At 45.6% G+C, this 18,330-nt stretch carries 13 protein-coding genes and 1 riboswitch; of the genes, 7 read left to right on the plus strand and 6 right to left on the minus strand.

What is annotated here, in order from left to right; translation table 11 throughout:
* Window positions 1-235 precede the first annotated feature (235 nt).
* The 5 genes from FEM55_RS25030 (at window position 236) to FEM55_RS19750 (ending at window position 5,140) form a co-directional block, all read left to right on the plus strand.
* Entirely contained in the window at window positions 236-403 is a 168-nt protein-coding gene (locus tag FEM55_RS25030) for a hypothetical protein (RefSeq protein ID WP_171036615.1), read from the plus strand.
* 17 nt (window positions 404-420) lie between these two features.
* Window positions 421-1,518, plus strand: a complete 1,098-nt coding sequence (locus FEM55_RS19735) for a DegT/DnrJ/EryC1/StrS family aminotransferase (RefSeq protein WP_138283126.1) — start codon at window positions 421-423, stop codon at window positions 1,516-1,518.
* 194 nt (window positions 1,519-1,712) lie between these two features.
* Entirely contained in the window at window positions 1,713-2,507 is a 795-nt protein-coding gene (locus FEM55_RS19740; RefSeq protein WP_138283127.1) for an SDR family NAD(P)-dependent oxidoreductase, read from the plus strand.
* A gap of 76 nt (window positions 2,508-2,583) precedes the next feature.
* Window positions 2,584-3,186: an NAD(P)H-dependent oxidoreductase gene (locus tag FEM55_RS19745; protein ID WP_138283128.1), complete on the plus strand. Its 603-nt coding sequence runs from the start codon at window positions 2,584-2,586 to the stop codon at window positions 3,184-3,186.
* Window positions 3,187-3,244: 58 nt separating this feature from the next.
* Window positions 3,245-5,140 carry a monovalent cation:proton antiporter-2 (CPA2) family protein gene (locus FEM55_RS19750; RefSeq protein WP_138283129.1) on the plus strand — a complete coding sequence of 632 codons (1,896 nt, stop codon included), beginning with the start codon at window positions 3,245-3,247 and terminating at the stop codon, window positions 5,138-5,140.
* Here the strand turns inward: FEM55_RS19750 and FEM55_RS19755 are convergent.
* From FEM55_RS19755 to rocD, 6 genes are all read right to left on the minus strand, one after another.
* Entirely contained in the window at window positions 5,129-6,502 is a 1,374-nt protein-coding gene (locus FEM55_RS19755) for a high affinity choline transporter 1 (protein WP_138283130.1), read from the minus strand. The genes FEM55_RS19750 and FEM55_RS19755 overlap by 12 nt on opposite strands.
* Before the next feature lie 99 nt (window positions 6,503-6,601).
* Window positions 6,602-9,700, minus strand: coding sequence for an AAA family ATPase (locus FEM55_RS19760; RefSeq protein WP_138283131.1), 3,099 nt, complete (start codon window positions 9,698-9,700; stop codon window positions 6,602-6,604).
* A 66-nt stretch (window positions 9,701-9,766) separates the two neighbouring features.
* The gene (locus tag FEM55_RS19765) at window positions 9,767-11,287 is read right to left on the minus strand and encodes a GH3 auxin-responsive promoter family protein (RefSeq protein WP_138283132.1); all 1,521 of its coding nucleotides are present in this window, start codon (window positions 11,285-11,287) and stop codon (window positions 9,767-9,769) included.
* Window positions 11,288-11,399: 112 nt separating this feature from the next.
* Entirely contained in the window at window positions 11,400-11,654 is a 255-nt protein-coding gene (locus FEM55_RS19770; RefSeq protein ID WP_138283133.1) for a GlsB/YeaQ/YmgE family stress response membrane protein, read from the minus strand.
* Between the two features lie 71 nt (window positions 11,655-11,725).
* The gene (locus FEM55_RS19775) at window positions 11,726-13,120 is read right to left on the minus strand and encodes a S41 family peptidase (RefSeq protein ID WP_138283134.1); all 1,395 of its coding nucleotides are present in this window, start codon (window positions 13,118-13,120) and stop codon (window positions 11,726-11,728) included.
* 2 nt (window positions 13,121-13,122) lie between these two features.
* Entirely contained in the window at window positions 13,123-14,379 is a 1,257-nt protein-coding gene (gene rocD, locus FEM55_RS19780; protein ID WP_138283135.1) for an ornithine--oxo-acid transaminase, read from the minus strand.
* Window positions 14,380-14,665: 286 nt separating this feature from the next.
* A riboswitch (TPP riboswitch) is annotated at window positions 14,666-14,761 on the plus strand.
* 60 nt (window positions 14,762-14,821) lie between these two features.
* Here rocD and FEM55_RS19785 point away from each other — a divergent pair.
* Together FEM55_RS19785 and hemE are read left to right on the plus strand one after the other, a co-directional pair.
* Entirely contained in the window at window positions 14,822-17,269 is a 2,448-nt protein-coding gene (locus tag FEM55_RS19785) for a TonB-dependent receptor (RefSeq protein WP_138283136.1), read from the plus strand.
* A gap of 27 nt (window positions 17,270-17,296) precedes the next feature.
* Entirely contained in the window at window positions 17,297-18,322 is a 1,026-nt protein-coding gene (gene hemE, locus FEM55_RS19790) for a uroporphyrinogen decarboxylase (RefSeq protein ID WP_138283137.1), read from the plus strand.
* The last annotated feature ends 8 nt before the right edge of the window (window positions 18,323-18,330 follow it).

Consider the following 18,330-nt stretch of genomic DNA (forward strand, 5'->3'; position numbering starts at 1 on the left):
ACAATTTCACCTGGCCATAAACAATGCATTGCATAATACCTTTTACTCATTTATATGACTTTTCAGGAAAACGTATTTCAACATCCTTTTTAATGACAAAAAGATTTTTGAAATAAAGCTGTATTTACAATAAGCTGAAATCAAATACTTTAACTCCTATTTATCGCTAGGTGAAATAAAAATTGCTTCAAAATTCTTTTAAATCGTTTGCAGCAAAATCACACCGTTTCTCCTGATGATAACTGGCCTAAGCCGCAATGATTTCAGTGCGACGTTAGTCCGTATATTAGAGCAACAACAGACTGAAAGCGCTTTGAACGGATTGCTGAACACCGATATGCCGCTGGTGCTTTCCTACGAATATTATGATCAGACGGAGTACATGGATGAACCGTATTGCTGAAAATAGTTTTTGCCGCAATGATACCTTTTCTTGATCTTGAAAGGGTCAATGCGCCTTATATGCAGCGCATTGAAGAAGCAGCCATTCGGGTATTGCGTTCGGGCCGGTATATTCTGGGAAATGAAGTAGATGAATTTGAAAAATCCTTTGCAGCATATTGTGAAGCCGGGTACTGTATCGGAACGGCAAACGGGCTGGATGCGCTTACATTGATCCTGAAAGCTTTTGCATTTCCGGAAAAAAGCGAAGTCATTGTTCCGGCCAATACGTATATCGCTACTGTTCTGCCGCTGAGCTTTCTTGGTCTTACGCCTGTTTTTGTTGAGCCGGAAGAAGTTACCATGCTTCTGAACCCGGAATTGATCGAAGATAAAATAACACCTTCAACCAAAGCAATCATCACCGCTGATCTTTACGGCCGCAGCTGCGAAATGGCCCGCATTCTGGAACTTGCAAACGATTATAATTTAAAAGTCATTACGGATGCTGCGCAGGCACACGGAGCTGCTTACTTCGGTAAAAAAACAGGAAGTATGGCGCATGCAACTGCTTTCAGCTTTTATCCTACAAAAAATCTGGGTGCATTGGGTGACGCCGGCGCCGTCGTTACATCGGATAAAGAACTGGCTCAAAAAATCAGGTACCTACGGAATTACGGTTCGGCCTTACGCTATCAGAATGAATATAAAGGCATGAACAGCCGGCTGGATGAAATTCAGGCAGCATTCCTGCATGTTAAACTTCCTTATCTTGACAAGGAAAATAAACGCAGAAGGCAAATGGCAAGCCGTTATTTAACAGAGATCCAGGTAAAAAACCTTGTTTTGCCGCCCACAGACAGAATTCAGGAAGATGCATGGCACTTGTTTGTTGTACGGCATCCGGACCGTACTGCGCTGATTGCTTTTCTGGAAGCAAACGGAATACAAACGGATGTCCATTATCCATTGCCCGTTCATAAACAGGAAGCATACAAGGAATACAAAAGCCTGAAATTGCCCGTAACCGAAAAAATGCATCAGGAAGTGCTCAGCCTGCCGTTAAATCCGGTTCTGACCGAAGAAGAATTAACATATATCATACAAACGGTTAACCGGTTTGATGCCCAAACATGAAGCTATTTGCTGTTATCCCGGTTTATGCCTGTTGCCGCAACATTCGGGATCATTATGGTAACTGACAAAAAAGCTTCAATACTTCATTTATCTGCTAATAAATAAAACGAATTCCTGAAAAAACGCACAGGCTTGCTTTCAGGGATTCAATTCTGAAAGATTCGTGTTTCATCTGCTATACAAAATAGAGAAACATGGATTTACAACTTCAAGGCAAAACTGCTTTCATCAGCGGATCGACTCAGGGAATCGGATTTGCAATTGCATCTGGTTTACTGAAAGAAGGCGCATCGGTAATCATCAACGGAAGAACAGAACAAAAGGTAAACGAAGCTGTTGATAAGCTGAAAAGTTTGTTTCCGCAAGCAGCGGTTTCGGGCAAAGCTGCTGATTTTTCCAAATCGGAAGAAGTGGCCGCATTGCTTGAAAGCCTTCCGGACATTGACATTCTGATCAATAATGCCGGCATATTTGAGCCAAAGCCGTTTACCGAAATTCCGGATGAAGACTGGTTCCGGTTTTTTGAAGTAAATGTCATGAGCGGCGTTCGTCTGGCAAGGCACTTTTTACCAAAGATGCTTTCCAGAAACTGGGGCCGCATTTTATTTATTTCGAGTGAATCGGCTGTTAATATCCCGGAAGAAATGATTCATTACGGTACTACCAAAACGGCGCAGCTTGCAATCAGCAGAGGTTTGGCCGAACTTACAAAAGGCACGGACGTTACGGTCAATTCTATTTTACCCGGACCTACCAAATCCGAAGGCGTTGCAGAATTTGTAAAACAGCTGGCCAATGCAGCCAACGTGACAGCAGAAGAAGCCGAAAAGGATTTCTTTAAAAATGCGCGGCCTTCTTCCTTGCTGCAGCGCTTCACTTCGGTGGAGGAAATTGCTAACCTGGTTACTTACATTTCAAGTCCTTTGTCGTCAGGAACGAACGGTTCTGCGCTGAAAGTGGACGGCGGCGTGGCCAAGTTCATCCTTTAACCATTTCTTCGGGTTCTGCCGGCATTTTGTTATATTTACATTAACACATTGAATTCCGGAATACAATTTATTTCATATGCCCAGAATATTGATCCAGTTCGCACATCCGACTTTGAGCAAGTCCAATGTTCAGAAAATATTGGAAAAGTATTGCAGGAATGTAAAAGGTGTCACGTTCAACGATTTGTATGAATACTATCCGGATTTGTACATTGATGTAAAAAGGGAACAGAAGCTGTTACTGGAGCACGATATTATCATTTTCCAGCACCCGTTTTACTGGTACAGCAGCCCGCCGATCCTCAAACAATGGCAGGATCTGGTTCTGGAATATAACTGGGCATATGGCCCCGAAGGCAACAAGCTGGCCGGCAAAAAAATATTCAATGCGGTATCCTGCGGCGGTGGAAGGGAAGCGTATAAGGAAACAGGTTACAACCGGTTTAGCATCAGCCAGTTTTTGCTTCCGTTTAACCAGACAGCCCATTTGTGCAAAATGGAATATCTTCCTCCGTTTGTCGTTCATGAAACTTACACAATGACGCCCGAAGCGCTGGATTTGCACGGCAGGCAATATGCACACGTGCTGAATGCGCTTGCAAGAAACGAAATCAGCCCGGAACATTACAGAAACATTGAATACCTTAATGAACTGGCCGCTATCCATGCCGAGTCCTGAAAAAAACACACTCCGGACTTTTCAACTTGATTCTACTTCCTAATTTCTGTACGATCCAATGCAGCAGACTGTCTTTTTTCAGGCGATGATTTATCTGGCTTCGGCCGTTATGATGGTTCCGGTTGCCAAGCGTTTTGGCCTGGGTTCCGTACTCGGTTATCTGGTTGCAGGAATTGCCATCGGTCCGGCGGGTTTGAAGTTTATCGGCCTGGAAGGCCAGGATATTATGCATTTTGCCGAGTTCGGCGTGGTTATGATGCTCTTTGTGATCGGACTGGAACTGGAACCTTCACGATTGTGGAGAATGCGCAAGGATATTGCCGGACTGGGCGGTCTGCAGGTCGGGGTAACAAGTCTGGTTATTGCCGGAGGAGCCATGCTTTTTGATGTTAGCTGGAAAGAATCAATTGCCCTTGGCATGATCGTCGCCATGTCGTCTACTGCGATTGTCATGCAGACACTGGATGAAAAAGGCTGGCTGAAAACCGTTGCCGGACAAAGTTCTTTTGCCGTTCTGCTGTTTCAGGACATGGCTATTATTCCCATGCTGACGCTTTTTCCGCTGCTTGCAGAACACGAAACGAGTGATGCGGCGCATGGCGCCGAAAGCAGTTCACTTATAAGTGCTTTTCCGGCATGGCAGCAGGCATTGATTGTACTTACCGCCGTGATCACGATTATTATTGTCGGCAAATATCTGCTGCGTCCCGTATTCCGACTCATGGCAAAAACCGGAATGCGTGAAATGTTCACAGCCACCGCATTGCTGCTTGTCGTGGGTATTGCTGTCCTGATGACTTCCATCGGCCTGAGCCCGGCTCTCGGCGCGTTTATCGCCGGCGTTGTACTGGCAAATAGTGAATACCGCCACGAACTGGAAAGTTCCATTGATCCTTTTAAAGGACTTTTGCTTGGCCTGTTCTTTATCTCCGTGGGTTCTTCCATTGATTTCCAACTCATTTTGCTCAAACCTCTGCTCATATTCGGACTTGTAGCGGCATTGATGATTTCCAAAACGGTTATTCTGCTGGTACTGGGCAGAATCTTCAAAGTAAGAATGGCGCAGAACCTTATTTTCAGTTTCGGGCTGAGCCAGATCGGTGAATTTGCTTTTGTATTACTGAGCTTTTCTGTTCAGCAAGGCGTTTTCACACGCGAAATGTCGGACATTATGATGGCCGTTGTTGCGATCAGCATGGCCTTAACGCCTTTGGTTGTCGTGCTGAATGAAAAACTGATCCTGCCTCGTTTTTGTGCCGTACAGGCCGGACTGGAAGTTCAGAAACCAAGCGATGTGGAAGAGCAGGAAAATCCGGTCATTATCGCCGGCTACGGACATTTCGGGAATACGATCGGACGCTTTTTGCGTGCCAACAATGTGGAAGCTACGGTTCTGGACAACGACAGCGACAATGTGGATTTCCTGCGTCGAATGGGGTTGAAAGTTTACTACGGCGATGCGACCCGCTATGAACTGCTGGATATTGCCGGCGCAAACAAAGCGCAGATGATTATTATCGCCATCAGTGATGAAGAAAAAAGGCTTGAACTGATCGAAACAGTCAAGAAGCATTTCCCTAACCTGCATATTCTGGTCAGGTCTACAAACCGCAATGATGCCTATGATCTGATGAACGCCGGAATGATGCACATTTACCGTGAAACTTTTGATACCAGCCTTCGGCTCGGCGTGGATGCGCTGAAATTGCTCGGCCATCGCGCACACGAAGCGACCCGATCAGCAAAAATGTTTTTTGTACACGATGAAAAAACGTTGAAGCATTTATCCAAAATAAGGAATGACGACGAGTATGTTACTGCTGTACGGCAGCATATAGAAGAGCTAGAACTGCTTATGCAGGCGGATCGCGAAGCCATTAACCTGCCTGCGCTGGCCGGCTGGGACCGCAAGGATGAAGGTCTGGAAAGAAAACCGGCAAGATCAGTTGAATGATCTTTTTCTGATTACAATTCCGGCAGCCATTCCTGCTATGCTGGCGAGCAGACCGTAAATTAAAGGAGGATAATCTGTTTTCAGGTACGCACTTGCAAGCCATACAACCAGCCCGGCGATCATGGATATGACACATCCCGCTTCATTGGAGTTTTTCCAGTAAATGCCTGCCGCCAGCGGAACAAAAAGCGATACAAGACTGAAAGCGGAAGATTCGGCCACCAGATCAAAAATGCTTTCGCGGGTAACTGCCAGCAGTATGCAGACTGCCGTAATGACCACAATTCCGATCCGGATAATTTTGAGCAACTCCTTGTCTGTCAGTTCAGGTTTGAAAAACTTGAAAACGTTTTCTCCCAAAACGGCCGCAGGCGCCATGATGGCACTGCTCGTTGTACTCAGAATAGCCGAAACAAGCGCCCCGAAAAAGATAATCTGAAGCGGCAGCCCCATATGCTGCAAAATCATATTCGGAATGATCATTTGTCCGTCGCCGCGGGAAGCAGGATAAAGGTAATGCCCGCAAAGTGCGATGAACAGCGGCAGCAAGGCAATGGTAAGGTACATCAATGAAGATAACAAAGTTGCTTTCACAGAAACGGACGCGGATTTGGCGGACATTACTCTCTGAAAAACATCCTGCTGCGGAATGGAACCCAGGCCGATTGTAATCCATGCAGCAAAATATTCGACGGATGCCTTAAAAGTGAATTCAGGATAAAAACGGAAAAAACCTTTCGGAGCAGCGTTGATCAACGGCTGAAAACCGCCTACTTTCTCATACAAAACGGAGGAAACGATGATCAGACCTGCAATAATCATGATGGTCTGGAGAAAATCGGTAACCGAAATGGACCACATGCCGCCCCAGATCGTGTAAACAATGACAATCGCCGAACTGAACAAAATACATCCGGGAAGCGGCCAGCCGAGCACGATTTTGAGTACAATTCCCATTGCAAGCAATTGCGCTGCAATCCAGCTGAAATAGGACGGAATGATCAGAATGGCAGAAAGAAGTTCTGCGTAACGGCCGTACCTGATCCTGAAAAAATCGCAGAATGTAATGATGTTCATGCTGTAAAACCGGCGCGCAAAAAAAATCCCGACGAGGAATAAACAAAGCGCGGCGCCAAACGGATCTTCAATAATTCCCAAAACGCCGTTCTCCAGAAACTCCGTCGGAGCGCCCATAATGGTTTCCGAACCAAACCATGTGGCAAATGTAGCCGAAGCAGCCAGTATCAAAGGAAGTCTTCTGCCGGCAAGGACAAAATCGTTGGTCGTCTGAATCTTTCGGGAAGCCCAAAGCCCGATAGCAAGGTTAAGCACCAAATACCCGAGAATCGCAAATGCCAGCATTGATATAGAACAGGAGGTTTGTATGATTTTACAAACAAAAGGCCGGCGAATTTATATTACAAGCATTTTAAAATAAAAAGGCATAAAAGTCCTTTGAACCTACCGCCAGCTGGCCACAATCCGGCTTCCGTCCTCACTTCCCGTAATGCTCAGATAGGTATTGATCTCCTGCTGCAGATCCTCTACATGGCTGATAATGCCGACAATCCGGTTTTCTTTCCGCAGCGATTTCAATGTTTCAAAAACAGTCTGCAGCGCATTTTTATCCAGCGAACCGAAACCTTCATCCAGAAAAAAGAAATTATGCCTCGACTCGTTGCGCACATGAATATGATCCGCAAGCGCAAGTGCGAGCGATAACGCAGCCTGAAATTTCTGACCGCCCGAAAGTGTCTTGAGCAAACGCATATGACCGCCGTTCAGCAGATCCCGAACCCAGAAGCTGTTTCCTTCTCCCAGTTCAAGATGCAGCTGCTGATGCGTCATCTGATGAAAACGACTATTGGCTGCCTGAATCAGGTTCTGAAGATAAATACTGGAAGCATAATCCACAAAACCGCTCGACCTGAAAAGCCGCGCAAGATCATCCAGATGTTCTTTTCGCAGCAGAAGACGGCTTTTTTCTTTTTCCAGCGTCACTTTACGCGACAGATCCGCATCCATTTTACGGATCAGACCGTCAAGGCTGCCTTCTTCTTTCCTTTGATAATGCAGACTTTCTGCAAGCTGTTCTTTCGCATAGGTGACGGCTTTATGCTTTTCTGCATCGTACAGCGAATCCTGATTTTCCGCCATCATATTCTGAAGATCTCTTCCCGTTGTTTCAAGCGAAAACTTGTAGTCCTGAATCACCTTTCTTTCGGTTTCCGTCTGAATGGCCTGCTGCAGAATTTCCCTTACCTTACCTTCCGACTCAAATACATGCAGTTTCAGTTCTCCATCAATGTGCTTCTGAATATCAGTTACTTTAAGCTCGTCCGTTTCCAATGCATTCTTTAGAGTCGTCTGGCTCCCGGACAGCATATTTTTCTCCTTTTCCAGCGTATCGACGTTCTTTTCGGCTTGTTCGTACAGATGGATGATTTCCTTGTAACCGGATTTCAAACCGGAAATCTTTTCAGAAATGGCCGATTTTTCCTGCCCTTCAAAATCAGCAGGATTTACTTTTTTAAGCTGGCTTGTTAATGTTGCAGCTGTATTGTCAAGTTTAAGGATTTCGTTACGCAGGTTTTGCAGCGGCTTTTCAATCTTTTCCTCTTTTTCAATCAACGCCGTTTCAAGCTGGGCTGACAAGCTTTTCAGTTCCGTTTCCGCTTCTCTGATCCTGCTCTGGTTTTTACTTACTTTTTGAAAATAGTTCTGAAAACCATCGCGGTCATTTTTATCAAACCGGCTCCATGTAAATTCCTTGTCATGCAGTTCCATGCGGTTTTTGGCTTCCAGCCAGCGTTGCTTGATAGCCGCTTTCTGTTTTTCAAGATTTTCGATCTGGTTAAACATACGCTCAACCGGCGATTGTACGCGCTGCAGGGATTTCTCCTTTTCATTCCATGCTGCACTGCGTTTCTCAATGTCCTTTATTTCTTCCGAAAGGGAAAAATCAGCGTGCAGAACCGCGGGATGATGGCCGGAACCGCAAAGCGGACAAGGCTCGCCATCCGTCAGGCTGCCTGCAAACTGCTGCAAAGCCAGTTTGGTATTGGCCTGAAGCAACTGATCATGAAGTAATTTCTTTTTGTTTTCAATATCAGCAAGACATTCCTGCACTGCATTTTGAAACGACTCTATCGAAAAATCATTTAAACGATTCAGAGAAAAAGTCTGCGTAATTTCCTCTAACTTAAGTTTCAGTTCTTCCTGCTGCGTACTGATTGCAGCCTGTAATCCTTCGGCTTCTTTCTTGATGGAAATCCGGTCTTCATTAAGTGTGTCCAGCTTGTCAAACCACGATTTTGCAAGGCTTATTTCCTGAATATCTGCATACTGGCTTTTACGCTGTTCGTTTTCTGCTTCCTTTTCCAGCTTTTGATTTCTGAGCAGATCAATGGCAATTTCCTTTTGTTTCAGCTGCTCTTCTCCTCTTGCAAGCGCACCTTTCTTTTTTTCTGCCGATAAAGTGTTTTCAAGAATCAGTATGACCTTTTCCAGCTCCTCAGCCGTATCCAGCAATTCTTCTTTTTTCTCGTATTGCGGCTTTAATCTAAAAAGGACTTCATTTTCTTTTGCTGTAAGAACCGTCAGTTCAGAAATTCTTTGCTGATTTTTATCATACGTTTGCTGCGCTTTTGAAATGGCCGCGTTCAGGTTTGATTTCTGATCCAGAAACGATCTGAAATGCAGTGAGCAGATTTCAAAATCCCTCAGCATTTCCTCCCGCTGCTGCATGGCGGCACGTTTTGCTTCCAGCTGCGACAACTGGTTTTTTAACAACTGAATTTTCTCGCCTGCCAGTTTTTGCTTCTGAAGACTGCTTTCCAGCTCTGTTTGTACCAGAAGCAAATCTTCCAGTTCCCTGATTTTTAATCTTACCCCTTCCCTTTTCTCCTTTTCTGCATCTATCTTTTCCCGCGCTATTTCCTGCAAACCGAGCAACTGGCCTTCAAAATGAGACAAATTCATGTCATTTGCTTTGGAAAGCGACCCGACATTCCGGCTCAGGTCATACTTTTCCAGCTGGAAAAGCTCTTTCATCATCTTTGTGCGTTCGCTGTCTTTCAGCTCAATAAATTCCTGAAAACGGCCTTGCGGAATGATGATCGTGCGCCGGAAATTGTCATAGCTCAGCCCGACGATGTTTTCCGTCGTTTCATTTTCGGAAAGCGGCAGCCAGCTTTCGTCATGCCGGATGTAGGCTTTGCGTTCAAAGGTTTTAACGTCCTTGAAGTTTTTGCTGTTCCGTTTTCCTTTTACGGTAAAGCGGTAATGTCCTGCTTTCTTGCCGGCAATGCATTCAAAATCAATCAACAAATCGTCCGAGCGGAGATTCATCATATTATAGGTACGATCGTCGCCCGACTTGTTCAGCCGCTCGGTATCCCCGTACAATGCAAACGTAATGGCTTCGAGAATGGAAGATTTTCCGCTTCCTACCGAACCGAAAATCCCGAAAAGCGACGCATTGGTCAAAGCATCAAAATGGATTTCCTGCTCGGTCTGGTAAGAATATAAACCTTTTATTTTTAGATATTTGGGTATCATTGATGCGGTTGCTTTTGGCCGCCGGCTGTCAAAAGCATGCGGCTTTAAATGCAGAGAATAAAAAGGTCAGCCGGTGATGTCTTCCAGCAGATCGTCCAGATATTCCCGGCTGTTGCTGAGCCTCGGAACCTTGTTCTGGCCGCCAAGTTTATGCCGTTTTCCCATCCATGCGTAAAAAGTGCCTGCAGGGACAAAATGGACAAGCGGAGGTAAAAGGGCCATGTCTTTGTACCGCTTGGCATCGTAATCGGAATTTACTTTCCTTAATGCCGCATCGAGGATATTTACAAATTCATTCCTGTCTTCAGGTTCTGTTGTAAATTCGATAATCCATTCGTGCCGGCCGCGGGAACCGTCGCCCATATAAATGGGACCGGCGGTGTAATTAACAACCAGCGAACTGGTTTGCTGTGTAGCTGCCTTGATGGCATAATCTGCATTTTCCACGATTACTTCCTCTCCGAATGCATTGATAAAATGCTTTGTACGCCCGCTTACTTTCAGTCTGAACGGATACTTTGACGTAAATTTGACGGTATCACCGATCAGATAACGCCATAACCCTGCATTGGTGGATATGACAAGCGCATAATTTTTCCCGACTTCCACTTCATCCAGCAGCAAAGCCTTCGGATGTTTCTTGCCCACTTCATCCATCGGAATGAATTCATAGAAAATACCATAATCCAGCATCAGCAGCATTTCCCCTACTCTGCTGACATCGTCCTGAATGGCGAAAAATCCTTCCGATGCACTGTAAGTTTCCAGATACATGACCTGATCCGAAGGAAAATACTTGCTCATGAACAAATCCCGGTAAGGCTCAAAGGAAACGGCTCCGTGGATAAAAGCTTCAAAATCCGGCCATACTTCCAGCATGTTCTTTTTGCCTGTCAGTTCCAGAATTTGATCCATCAATACAATGGTCCACGTCGGGACGCCCAGAATACTGGTTACGTTTTCCTGCGAACAAATGGAAGCCATTTTTTCCAGCTTGCTTTCCCAGTGATCCATAAGCGCCACATCCAGTGGCGGCGTGCGCATGAATTCAGCCCAGGACGGAAGATTCTGCATGATAACAGCCGATACGTCACCAACCTGAGTATAATCATCAAACGGGTTGGCATGCAAGGTTCCGCCGATAGACAAACCTTTGCCGTCAAAAACGTTTGTATCCGGACGGTTGTTGATGAGCAGCGTCATCATATCCTTTCCGCCTTCGTAATGACATTCTTCAAGTGCTTCGGGCGAAACGGGCAAAAATTTACTTCTTGCATTCGTCGTTCCGGACGACTTTGAAAACCATTCTATCTGCGAAGGCCACATGACATTCGGTTCGCCTTTCAGCACGCGTTCAATATATGGATAAAGCTCCTCGTAAGTAGAGACCGGCACCTGATCCTGAAATTCCTTTATGGATTTGATCTGGCCGTAATTGTATCGGCTGCCCCATTCTGTATAGCGGGCAGTTTCTATCAACTCGGAAAAAATGCGCTGCTGGGTTTCAATCGGGTATTTCATAAACTGTTCAATCCTTTCAAAGCGGCGCTTTAAAAACCAGACAGTCATATTATTAACCAGCTTCATATCATTTCAGTAGTTAGGAATTCTCAATTGCAACATTGTAAAATTAGCAATAAAAATGGTGAGAGTACAGTTTTGAACTGTTTCCCTCACCATACCTTACAAGTGAAATCCTTTATGACCTGGTACTAAGTTTCCTGTAAACAAAAAGAAGGATGACAGCACCCAGAACTGCAATAAAAAGACTGCTGATGTTGAATCCGTCAACGGTACCGTAACCCAATGCAGAAGATATCCAGCCGCCGATTACAGCACCTACAATACCGATCAGGATCGTTACGATAAAGCCGCCCGGATCTTTTCCCGGGTGAATTGCTTTGGCAATAGCGCCGGCCACAAGACCGACAATAATCCATGTTAAAATTCCCATGATGCTTAGTTTAGATTAATTATTGTGAACGTTTGTCAATAATAATATAAAAACTATGCCGGTACGGTTACTTATTTATCATGGAACATATTACTTCCGCCTGCTTTTTTCTCAATCGTTGATTTAAGTTCTTCTCCGGCATTTTCCTGCACAGTCCTTGTAGTTGCAGCCTGCCGTGCCAGATGCATTCCGGTGATCTGAAACAATGCTTCGCCGAGCAAAGGGTCTTTCGGGTTGCCATAAGGATAAAGCGTAATGCCTTCCTTGACTTCCACATCCGGCTTAAAACCTGTGTAATAATCCGACTGGCGCAGGCTGTTCAGCGATTTGGACACAATGGGCTGCATTCCCCATTTTATACCTTTATCAGCACCGCTGATCGTTATGGAACCTACATTTTTGCCGTACGTTTTGTCCCCGACGAGCGTCACTTTCATAAACGGCTTCAATCCGTTGATCAGCAGTTCGCTGGCCGAGGCAGAACGGGACGAAGTAAGCAAAACAAGATCATTGAGGCTGGATCCGATGTTCTGGCTTTTACTCAGAAATTTGTCGTAAAAGAAAGTTTCCCCGTACTTTTTGCGATTTATCTCTGTAATCTGCGGATTGTATTCTTTATAGTAAAATACATCATTGGAAGTTGCTTTTGCGATCAGGCTCGCCAGGTTTGTGGCCGAAGAAACATAGCCGCCCGGATTGTAACGGAGGTCAACAATAAGCGCATTTACATTTTTTTCCTTGAAAGAACCGAATATTTCATCGAGTTTCTTGTCATACTGCTTGCTGTCTGCATTACTGTTTGGCCCGGGGATAAACTGATGATAAACGACATAGCCTATCCTTTTATCACCGTAAGTAAACAAAGTATCAAAATATACCGGATCTTCCTGAAATACGATCGGCGTTACTTCACGGATTACAGTTCCTTCTTCCAGTGCTCCGTCCTTGCTGATTTTTGCCAGCGTATACGTACGCTTGTCTTCGGTATTCAGTAACTGGCTGTAATTGGAGCCGGTCAATCTCTGGCCGTTTACGCTGCTGAAAATGTCGCCTCTTGCAAATCCTGCCTTTGCAGCAGGAGAACCCGGCAATACATAGAACACAACTCCGATTACATTGGTAGTCCCGGACGGATAATAATTCAGCTTGTATTCCATTCCTGTCGTTTTTGACTCGCCGTTCAGGGAAGCAACCAATTCGTCCGCACTTTCGCGGATGACAGAAAAACGATCTCCCTGCGGACGCAGCGTTGCATCGTATTTGTATAAAAGCGATTCAAAAAGGCTCTTGATATCTTTGGTGTAATCCGGCTGCGCGGTGATCTGGTCATTCCAGTAATACCAGCTTTTCATCTGGTCGTAAACCCATTGCTTGGTCTGGGTATCGGAGGCAGGTTCAACGGTTTTGTCACAGGCAGCGAGCAAGGCGGCAAGCACAACAATCGGCAGGAACAGTTTCAATTTCATAGTTATGTGTTGATTTCCAGAAATGCTTCTTCAATGATATTGCATGCGCTGTTCATTTGTTCTTCACTGATTGTCAGTGGCGGCGCAAAGCGGATTTTGTTTCCGTGTGTAGGCTTGCAAAGCAGCCCTTTGTCCATCATTTTGTAACAAAGCTTCATGGCTGTATCGCTTTCTTCCGAGCCACTGATTACAATGGCATTCAATAGGCCTTTGCCTCTTATTGTTTCAATCAGATCACACCGTTTCTGCAGATCAGCCATTCTGTTTCTGAACAGCCGGCCCATTTCTTCCGCGTTTTCGGCAAGATTTTCATTTTGTACTACTTCCAGCGCAGCAATCGTAACGGCGCAGGCCAGCGGGTTTCCGCCGTAAGTGGAGCCGTGTTCGCCGGGTGCAATCGTCAGCATGATTTCATCGTTTGCAAAGGCAGCGGAAACGGGCATCGTACCGCCAGACAATGCTTTTCCCAGCACCAGAATATCGGGTTTTACATTTTCCCAGTCGCATGCCAATCGTTTTCCGGTGCGTCCGATGCCGGTCTGCACTTCGTCAGCAATAAAAAGCACGTTATATTTTGTACACAATTCCCGTACGCCTTTTAGGTATCCGTCTTCCGGAACCACTACGCCGGCTTCGCCCTGAATCGGTTCCACCATAAAACCGGCAACATTCGGATCCCGGCTCAGAACTTCTTCCAGTGCGTTTAGATCATCGTAAGGAATAATCTGAAAGCCCGGCAGGAACGGGCCGTAATCATTTGTACTCGACGGGTCCGTTGAAGCAGAAATGGCCGCCAGCGTTCTTCCCCAGAAATTGCCGGATGCAAAGAGCATTCTCGCCTTATCCGGTTCAATACCCTTTACTTTATACGCCCATTTTCTGGTCAGCTTCAAAGCCGTTTCACCGCCTTCCACACCGGAATTCATCATCAGAACCTTGTCGTAGCCAAAATACTCACAAAGAAACTTCTCGCATTCGCCAAGCCTGTCGTTATAAAAGGCGCGGGATGTCAAAGTCAGTTTTTGAGCCTGTTCGATCAATGCATTGACAATATGCGGGTGACAGTGGCCCTGGCTTACAGCGCTGTATGCAGATAAAAAATCGAAATACTGCTTTCCTTCCGCATCCCATACATAAACGCCCTGACCTTTCGTCAGCACTACGGGCATCGGTTTGTAATTATGTGCTCCGAACCGGTATTCCAGCTCTATTGCTTGCTGTGTAACACGATGTTCCAGTGTATCTGCGTAGACGTCCATTGCTATTTCGGCGAGTAAACTTGTATAATTCTATTTAGGTAGCTGTCAGCAATCAGCTTTTGGCTTTTGACTTTTGGCTTTTGGCTTTTGGCTTTTGGGCAAACAAATAACTGATATAAAGCAGTTTGTAAAAAAACTTAATCCGAACTGATTTTAATTCATTATTTATGTAAAAATAGTCAAAAGCCTGATATAAAACGGGCTGTTCACCACTTAGTGAACGGTTGTTTTTTATTTAAATCCGGTTTATGTTGAATCATCGGTTGATGTGCATTAGCTTTGCACCGTAATCTCAAAGGGGTGCCCTACCAAACGGGCTGAGATCATACCCATAATACCTGATCCGGGTAATGCCGGCGTAGGAAGAGAAAATTTCATTTAACAATTTATTTACCTTAAGGATAGGTGGCCCCTTGCCTGTTCGTGACTTATTCTTATCGCAATGCGAAACGTTACGACCTGTCTGCTCACGCTGTTGACCAGCTTCTTTTTTATTTCCTCTTTTGCACAAACCACTTTGTCCGGACAAGTAAGCGACGGCGAAGATGGAAAACCATTGCCAGGAGCTACTGTAAAAGCAGGAGAAATCCGCGGCGTTACTACCGACAAAGACGGCAAATTCACACTCAGGAACATTTCCGAAAATATTGCAGTACTGGAAGTTTCCTACATTGGTTATCAGTCTATAAAAATTCCTGTCAGCAATGCCGGCTCTATGGATATCAGGCTGAACAAAAGCACTTATCAGGCCGATGAAGTTATTATCAATGCAACGCGCGTGAACGACAAATCCGGCATGGCTTACACGAACGTGAATGCAGAAGCCATTGACAAGCAGAACCTTGGCCAGGATTTGCCCGTTCTGCTCAACTTTACGCCTTCGCTTGTCAGCACAAGTGATGCTGGTGGCGGCGTGGGATACACGGGAATCCGGATACGCGGTTCGGATGCCACGCGCATTAACGTAACGGTGAATGGCATTCCGTACAACGATGCAGAAAGTCAGGGTGTTTTCTGGGTCAATATGCCGGATTTTGCTTCTTCGGTCAGCAGCATCCAGATCCAGCGCGGCGTAGGAACTTCCACGAACGGCGCGGGTTCTTTCGGAGCAACGGTCAACATCAGTACCAACGCTTTCCGGCAGGAAGCCTATGCAGAACTGAACAATTCCTTTGGCTCTTTCAATACGTTTAAAAATACGCTTAAACTCGGTTCCGGTTTAATCAAAGACAAATTTACTTTTGATGCCCGGCTCTCGCGCGTTTCCTCCGACGGCTACGTGGACCGCGCTTCTTCCGAGCTGCATTCGTATTATTTGTCCGGCGGTTATTTTGGTAAGAAAAGTTTTGTAAGGGTCAATGTATTTTCAGGGAATGAAAAAACGTATCAATCGTGGAACGGCGTTCCCGAGGCAAAATTACGCGGCGACCGGCAGGGAATTCTGGATTACATCAGCCGGAACGGCCTGAGCGAAAAAGATGCAGAAAACCTGCTGACTTCGGATGACCGTACGTACAATTCCTATACGTACAAAAACGAAACGGACAATTACCGTCAGGATCATTATCAAATTGTTTCTTCGCATAACCTCAGCGACAAATGGATTTTTAACCTGAACGCATTTCTGGTACGCGGCCTTGGCTATTACGAACAATACCGCACGCAGGACAAATACAGCAATTACAATTTGCCGAATCCGGTAATCGGCGGCGATACGCTCACGCGAACCGATCTGATTCGGCGTCGCTGGCTGGATAATTACTTTTACGGAAGCACTTTTTCACTCGATTACAACAGCTTCAAGAAACTGACGGCGAGTATTGGCGGCGGCTGGAACAAGTACGACGGCGATCATTACGGCCGCATTATATGGGCGCGCAATGCAGGCTCCATTGAAAATGAACATCTGTATTATTACAGCAAAGGCATCAAAAAGGATTTCAATCTTTACGGAAAATTGTATTATCAGTTTACCGAAAAACTGAATGCATTTGCCGATATGCAGTTCCGGAACGTAAGCCACAACATTAGCGGAATGGACAACGACCTTGTCGGGCTTGCATTTGACGAATCGTATAACTTCCTGAATCCAAAAGCCGGCCTGACGTACAAAATGGCAGAACAAAGCTCGGTTTATGCTTCTTACAGCATCGGAAACCGCGAACCGAACCGGGACGATTTTACATCTTCAACAGCGGGACTTTTTCCGAAAAGTGAACAAATGCAGAATGTAGAAGCAGGTTTCCGGACGCAAAGCGGGAAATGGGCTTTTGCTGCAAATTATTACCTGATGCATTACAAAAACCAGCTTGTACTCACCGGACAAATCAACGACGTCGGCAACTCGATACGCGTGAATGTTCCGAAAAGTTATCGGACAGGCATCGAACTGGAAGGAGCCATAGCTTTCAACCGATTTTTGAAATGGAATGTAAACGCCACGTTCAGCCAGAACAAGATCAACAACTTTACCGAGTACATTGTAAATTATGATACCGGCGGCTACAATACCGTAAATCACGGGAAATCGGATATTTCCTTTTCGCCCAATGTCATTGCCGGAAGCCAGTTTACTTACATGTTCCGTAAAAATGTTGAACTCGCGCTGCTTACAAAGTATGTAGGAAAGCAATATCTGGACAATACTTCCACGGAAACCCGAAAACTGGATGCCTATTTTACCAACGACATTCGTCTTTCGTGGACTGTGAAACCGAGATGGACAAGAGAGATTTCCTTTAATCTGCTGGTGAATAATATCCTGAACGAGCGCTATGAATCAAATGGTTATACGTACGGCTATTTTGCCGGCGGCGCACTGACGCAGGAAAACTTTTACTTTCCGCAGGCAGGAAGAAACTTTCTGGCCGGGGTGAATTTTAGATTTTGATATGCACTTTCTGCCTAACTTTGCCCCATGGAATTGAAAAATGATCTTTTGCTGAGGGCAGCACGCGGAGAAAAAACGGAACGCACGCCGGTTTGGATGATGCGCCAGGCCGGACGGATTCTGGCTGAATACAGAGCAGTACGCGAAAAAGCAGGAAGTTTTATAGCACTGGCGACAACGCCGGAACTGGCCGCAGAGGTTACTCTGCAGCCAGTGAATTTGCTGGGCGTAGATGCCGCCATTATATTCTCGGATATTCTGGTGATTCCCGAAGCCATGGGTTTGCCTTATGAAATGATCGAGCAGCGCGGACCGGTTTTTCCCGCAACGGTACATACCGTTGATGATCTGAAAAAACTGCATGTCGCCGAGCCGGAAACGGATCTGAAATACGTGCTGGATGCCATTAAGCTGACAAAAACCGGTTTGGAAAACAGGGTTCCGCTGATCGGATTTGCGGGAGCGCCTTTTACCATTTTCTGTTATATGACGGAAGGAAAAGGTTCGAAAACATTTTCGGTAGCTAAAAAGCACCTTTATGCCGATCCTGAATTTTCGCATTTGCTGCTTCAGAAAATAACAGACAGTACGATTGCATATCTGAAAGCGCAGATAGAAGCCGGTGCTGATCTTGTACAGATATTTGATTCATGGGCCGGGATTCTTTCCCCGGAACAGTACCGGACATTTTCGCTGCCTTATATCGAGCAGATCTGCAATGCAATTACCGAAGTTCCCGTAACTGTTTTTGCAAAAGGCGCTTTTTTTGCCCGCAAAGAAATCAGTGAATTGCGCTGCTCGGTCGTAGGACTCGACTGGAACATGGACCCGGCGGAATCGCGAGAAATCATTCCGAACAAAACCCTGCAGGGAAATCTGGATCCGTGCGTACTTTATTCTTCTTATGATCAGATCAGAAAAGAAGTTAAAAACATGCTGAATCAGTTCGGGACGCAGCGCTACATTGCCAATTTGGGCCATGGCGTTTATCCGGATACCGATCCCGACAAAGTACGTTGCTTTATTGAATCCGTTAAAGAATATTCCTGCTGATCCGTTCC

Origin of the sequence: Dyadobacter sediminis (assembly GCF_005860765.1) — a bacterium.
Classification (GTDB): Bacteria; Bacteroidota; Bacteroidia; order Cytophagales; family Spirosomataceae; genus Dyadobacter; species Dyadobacter sediminis.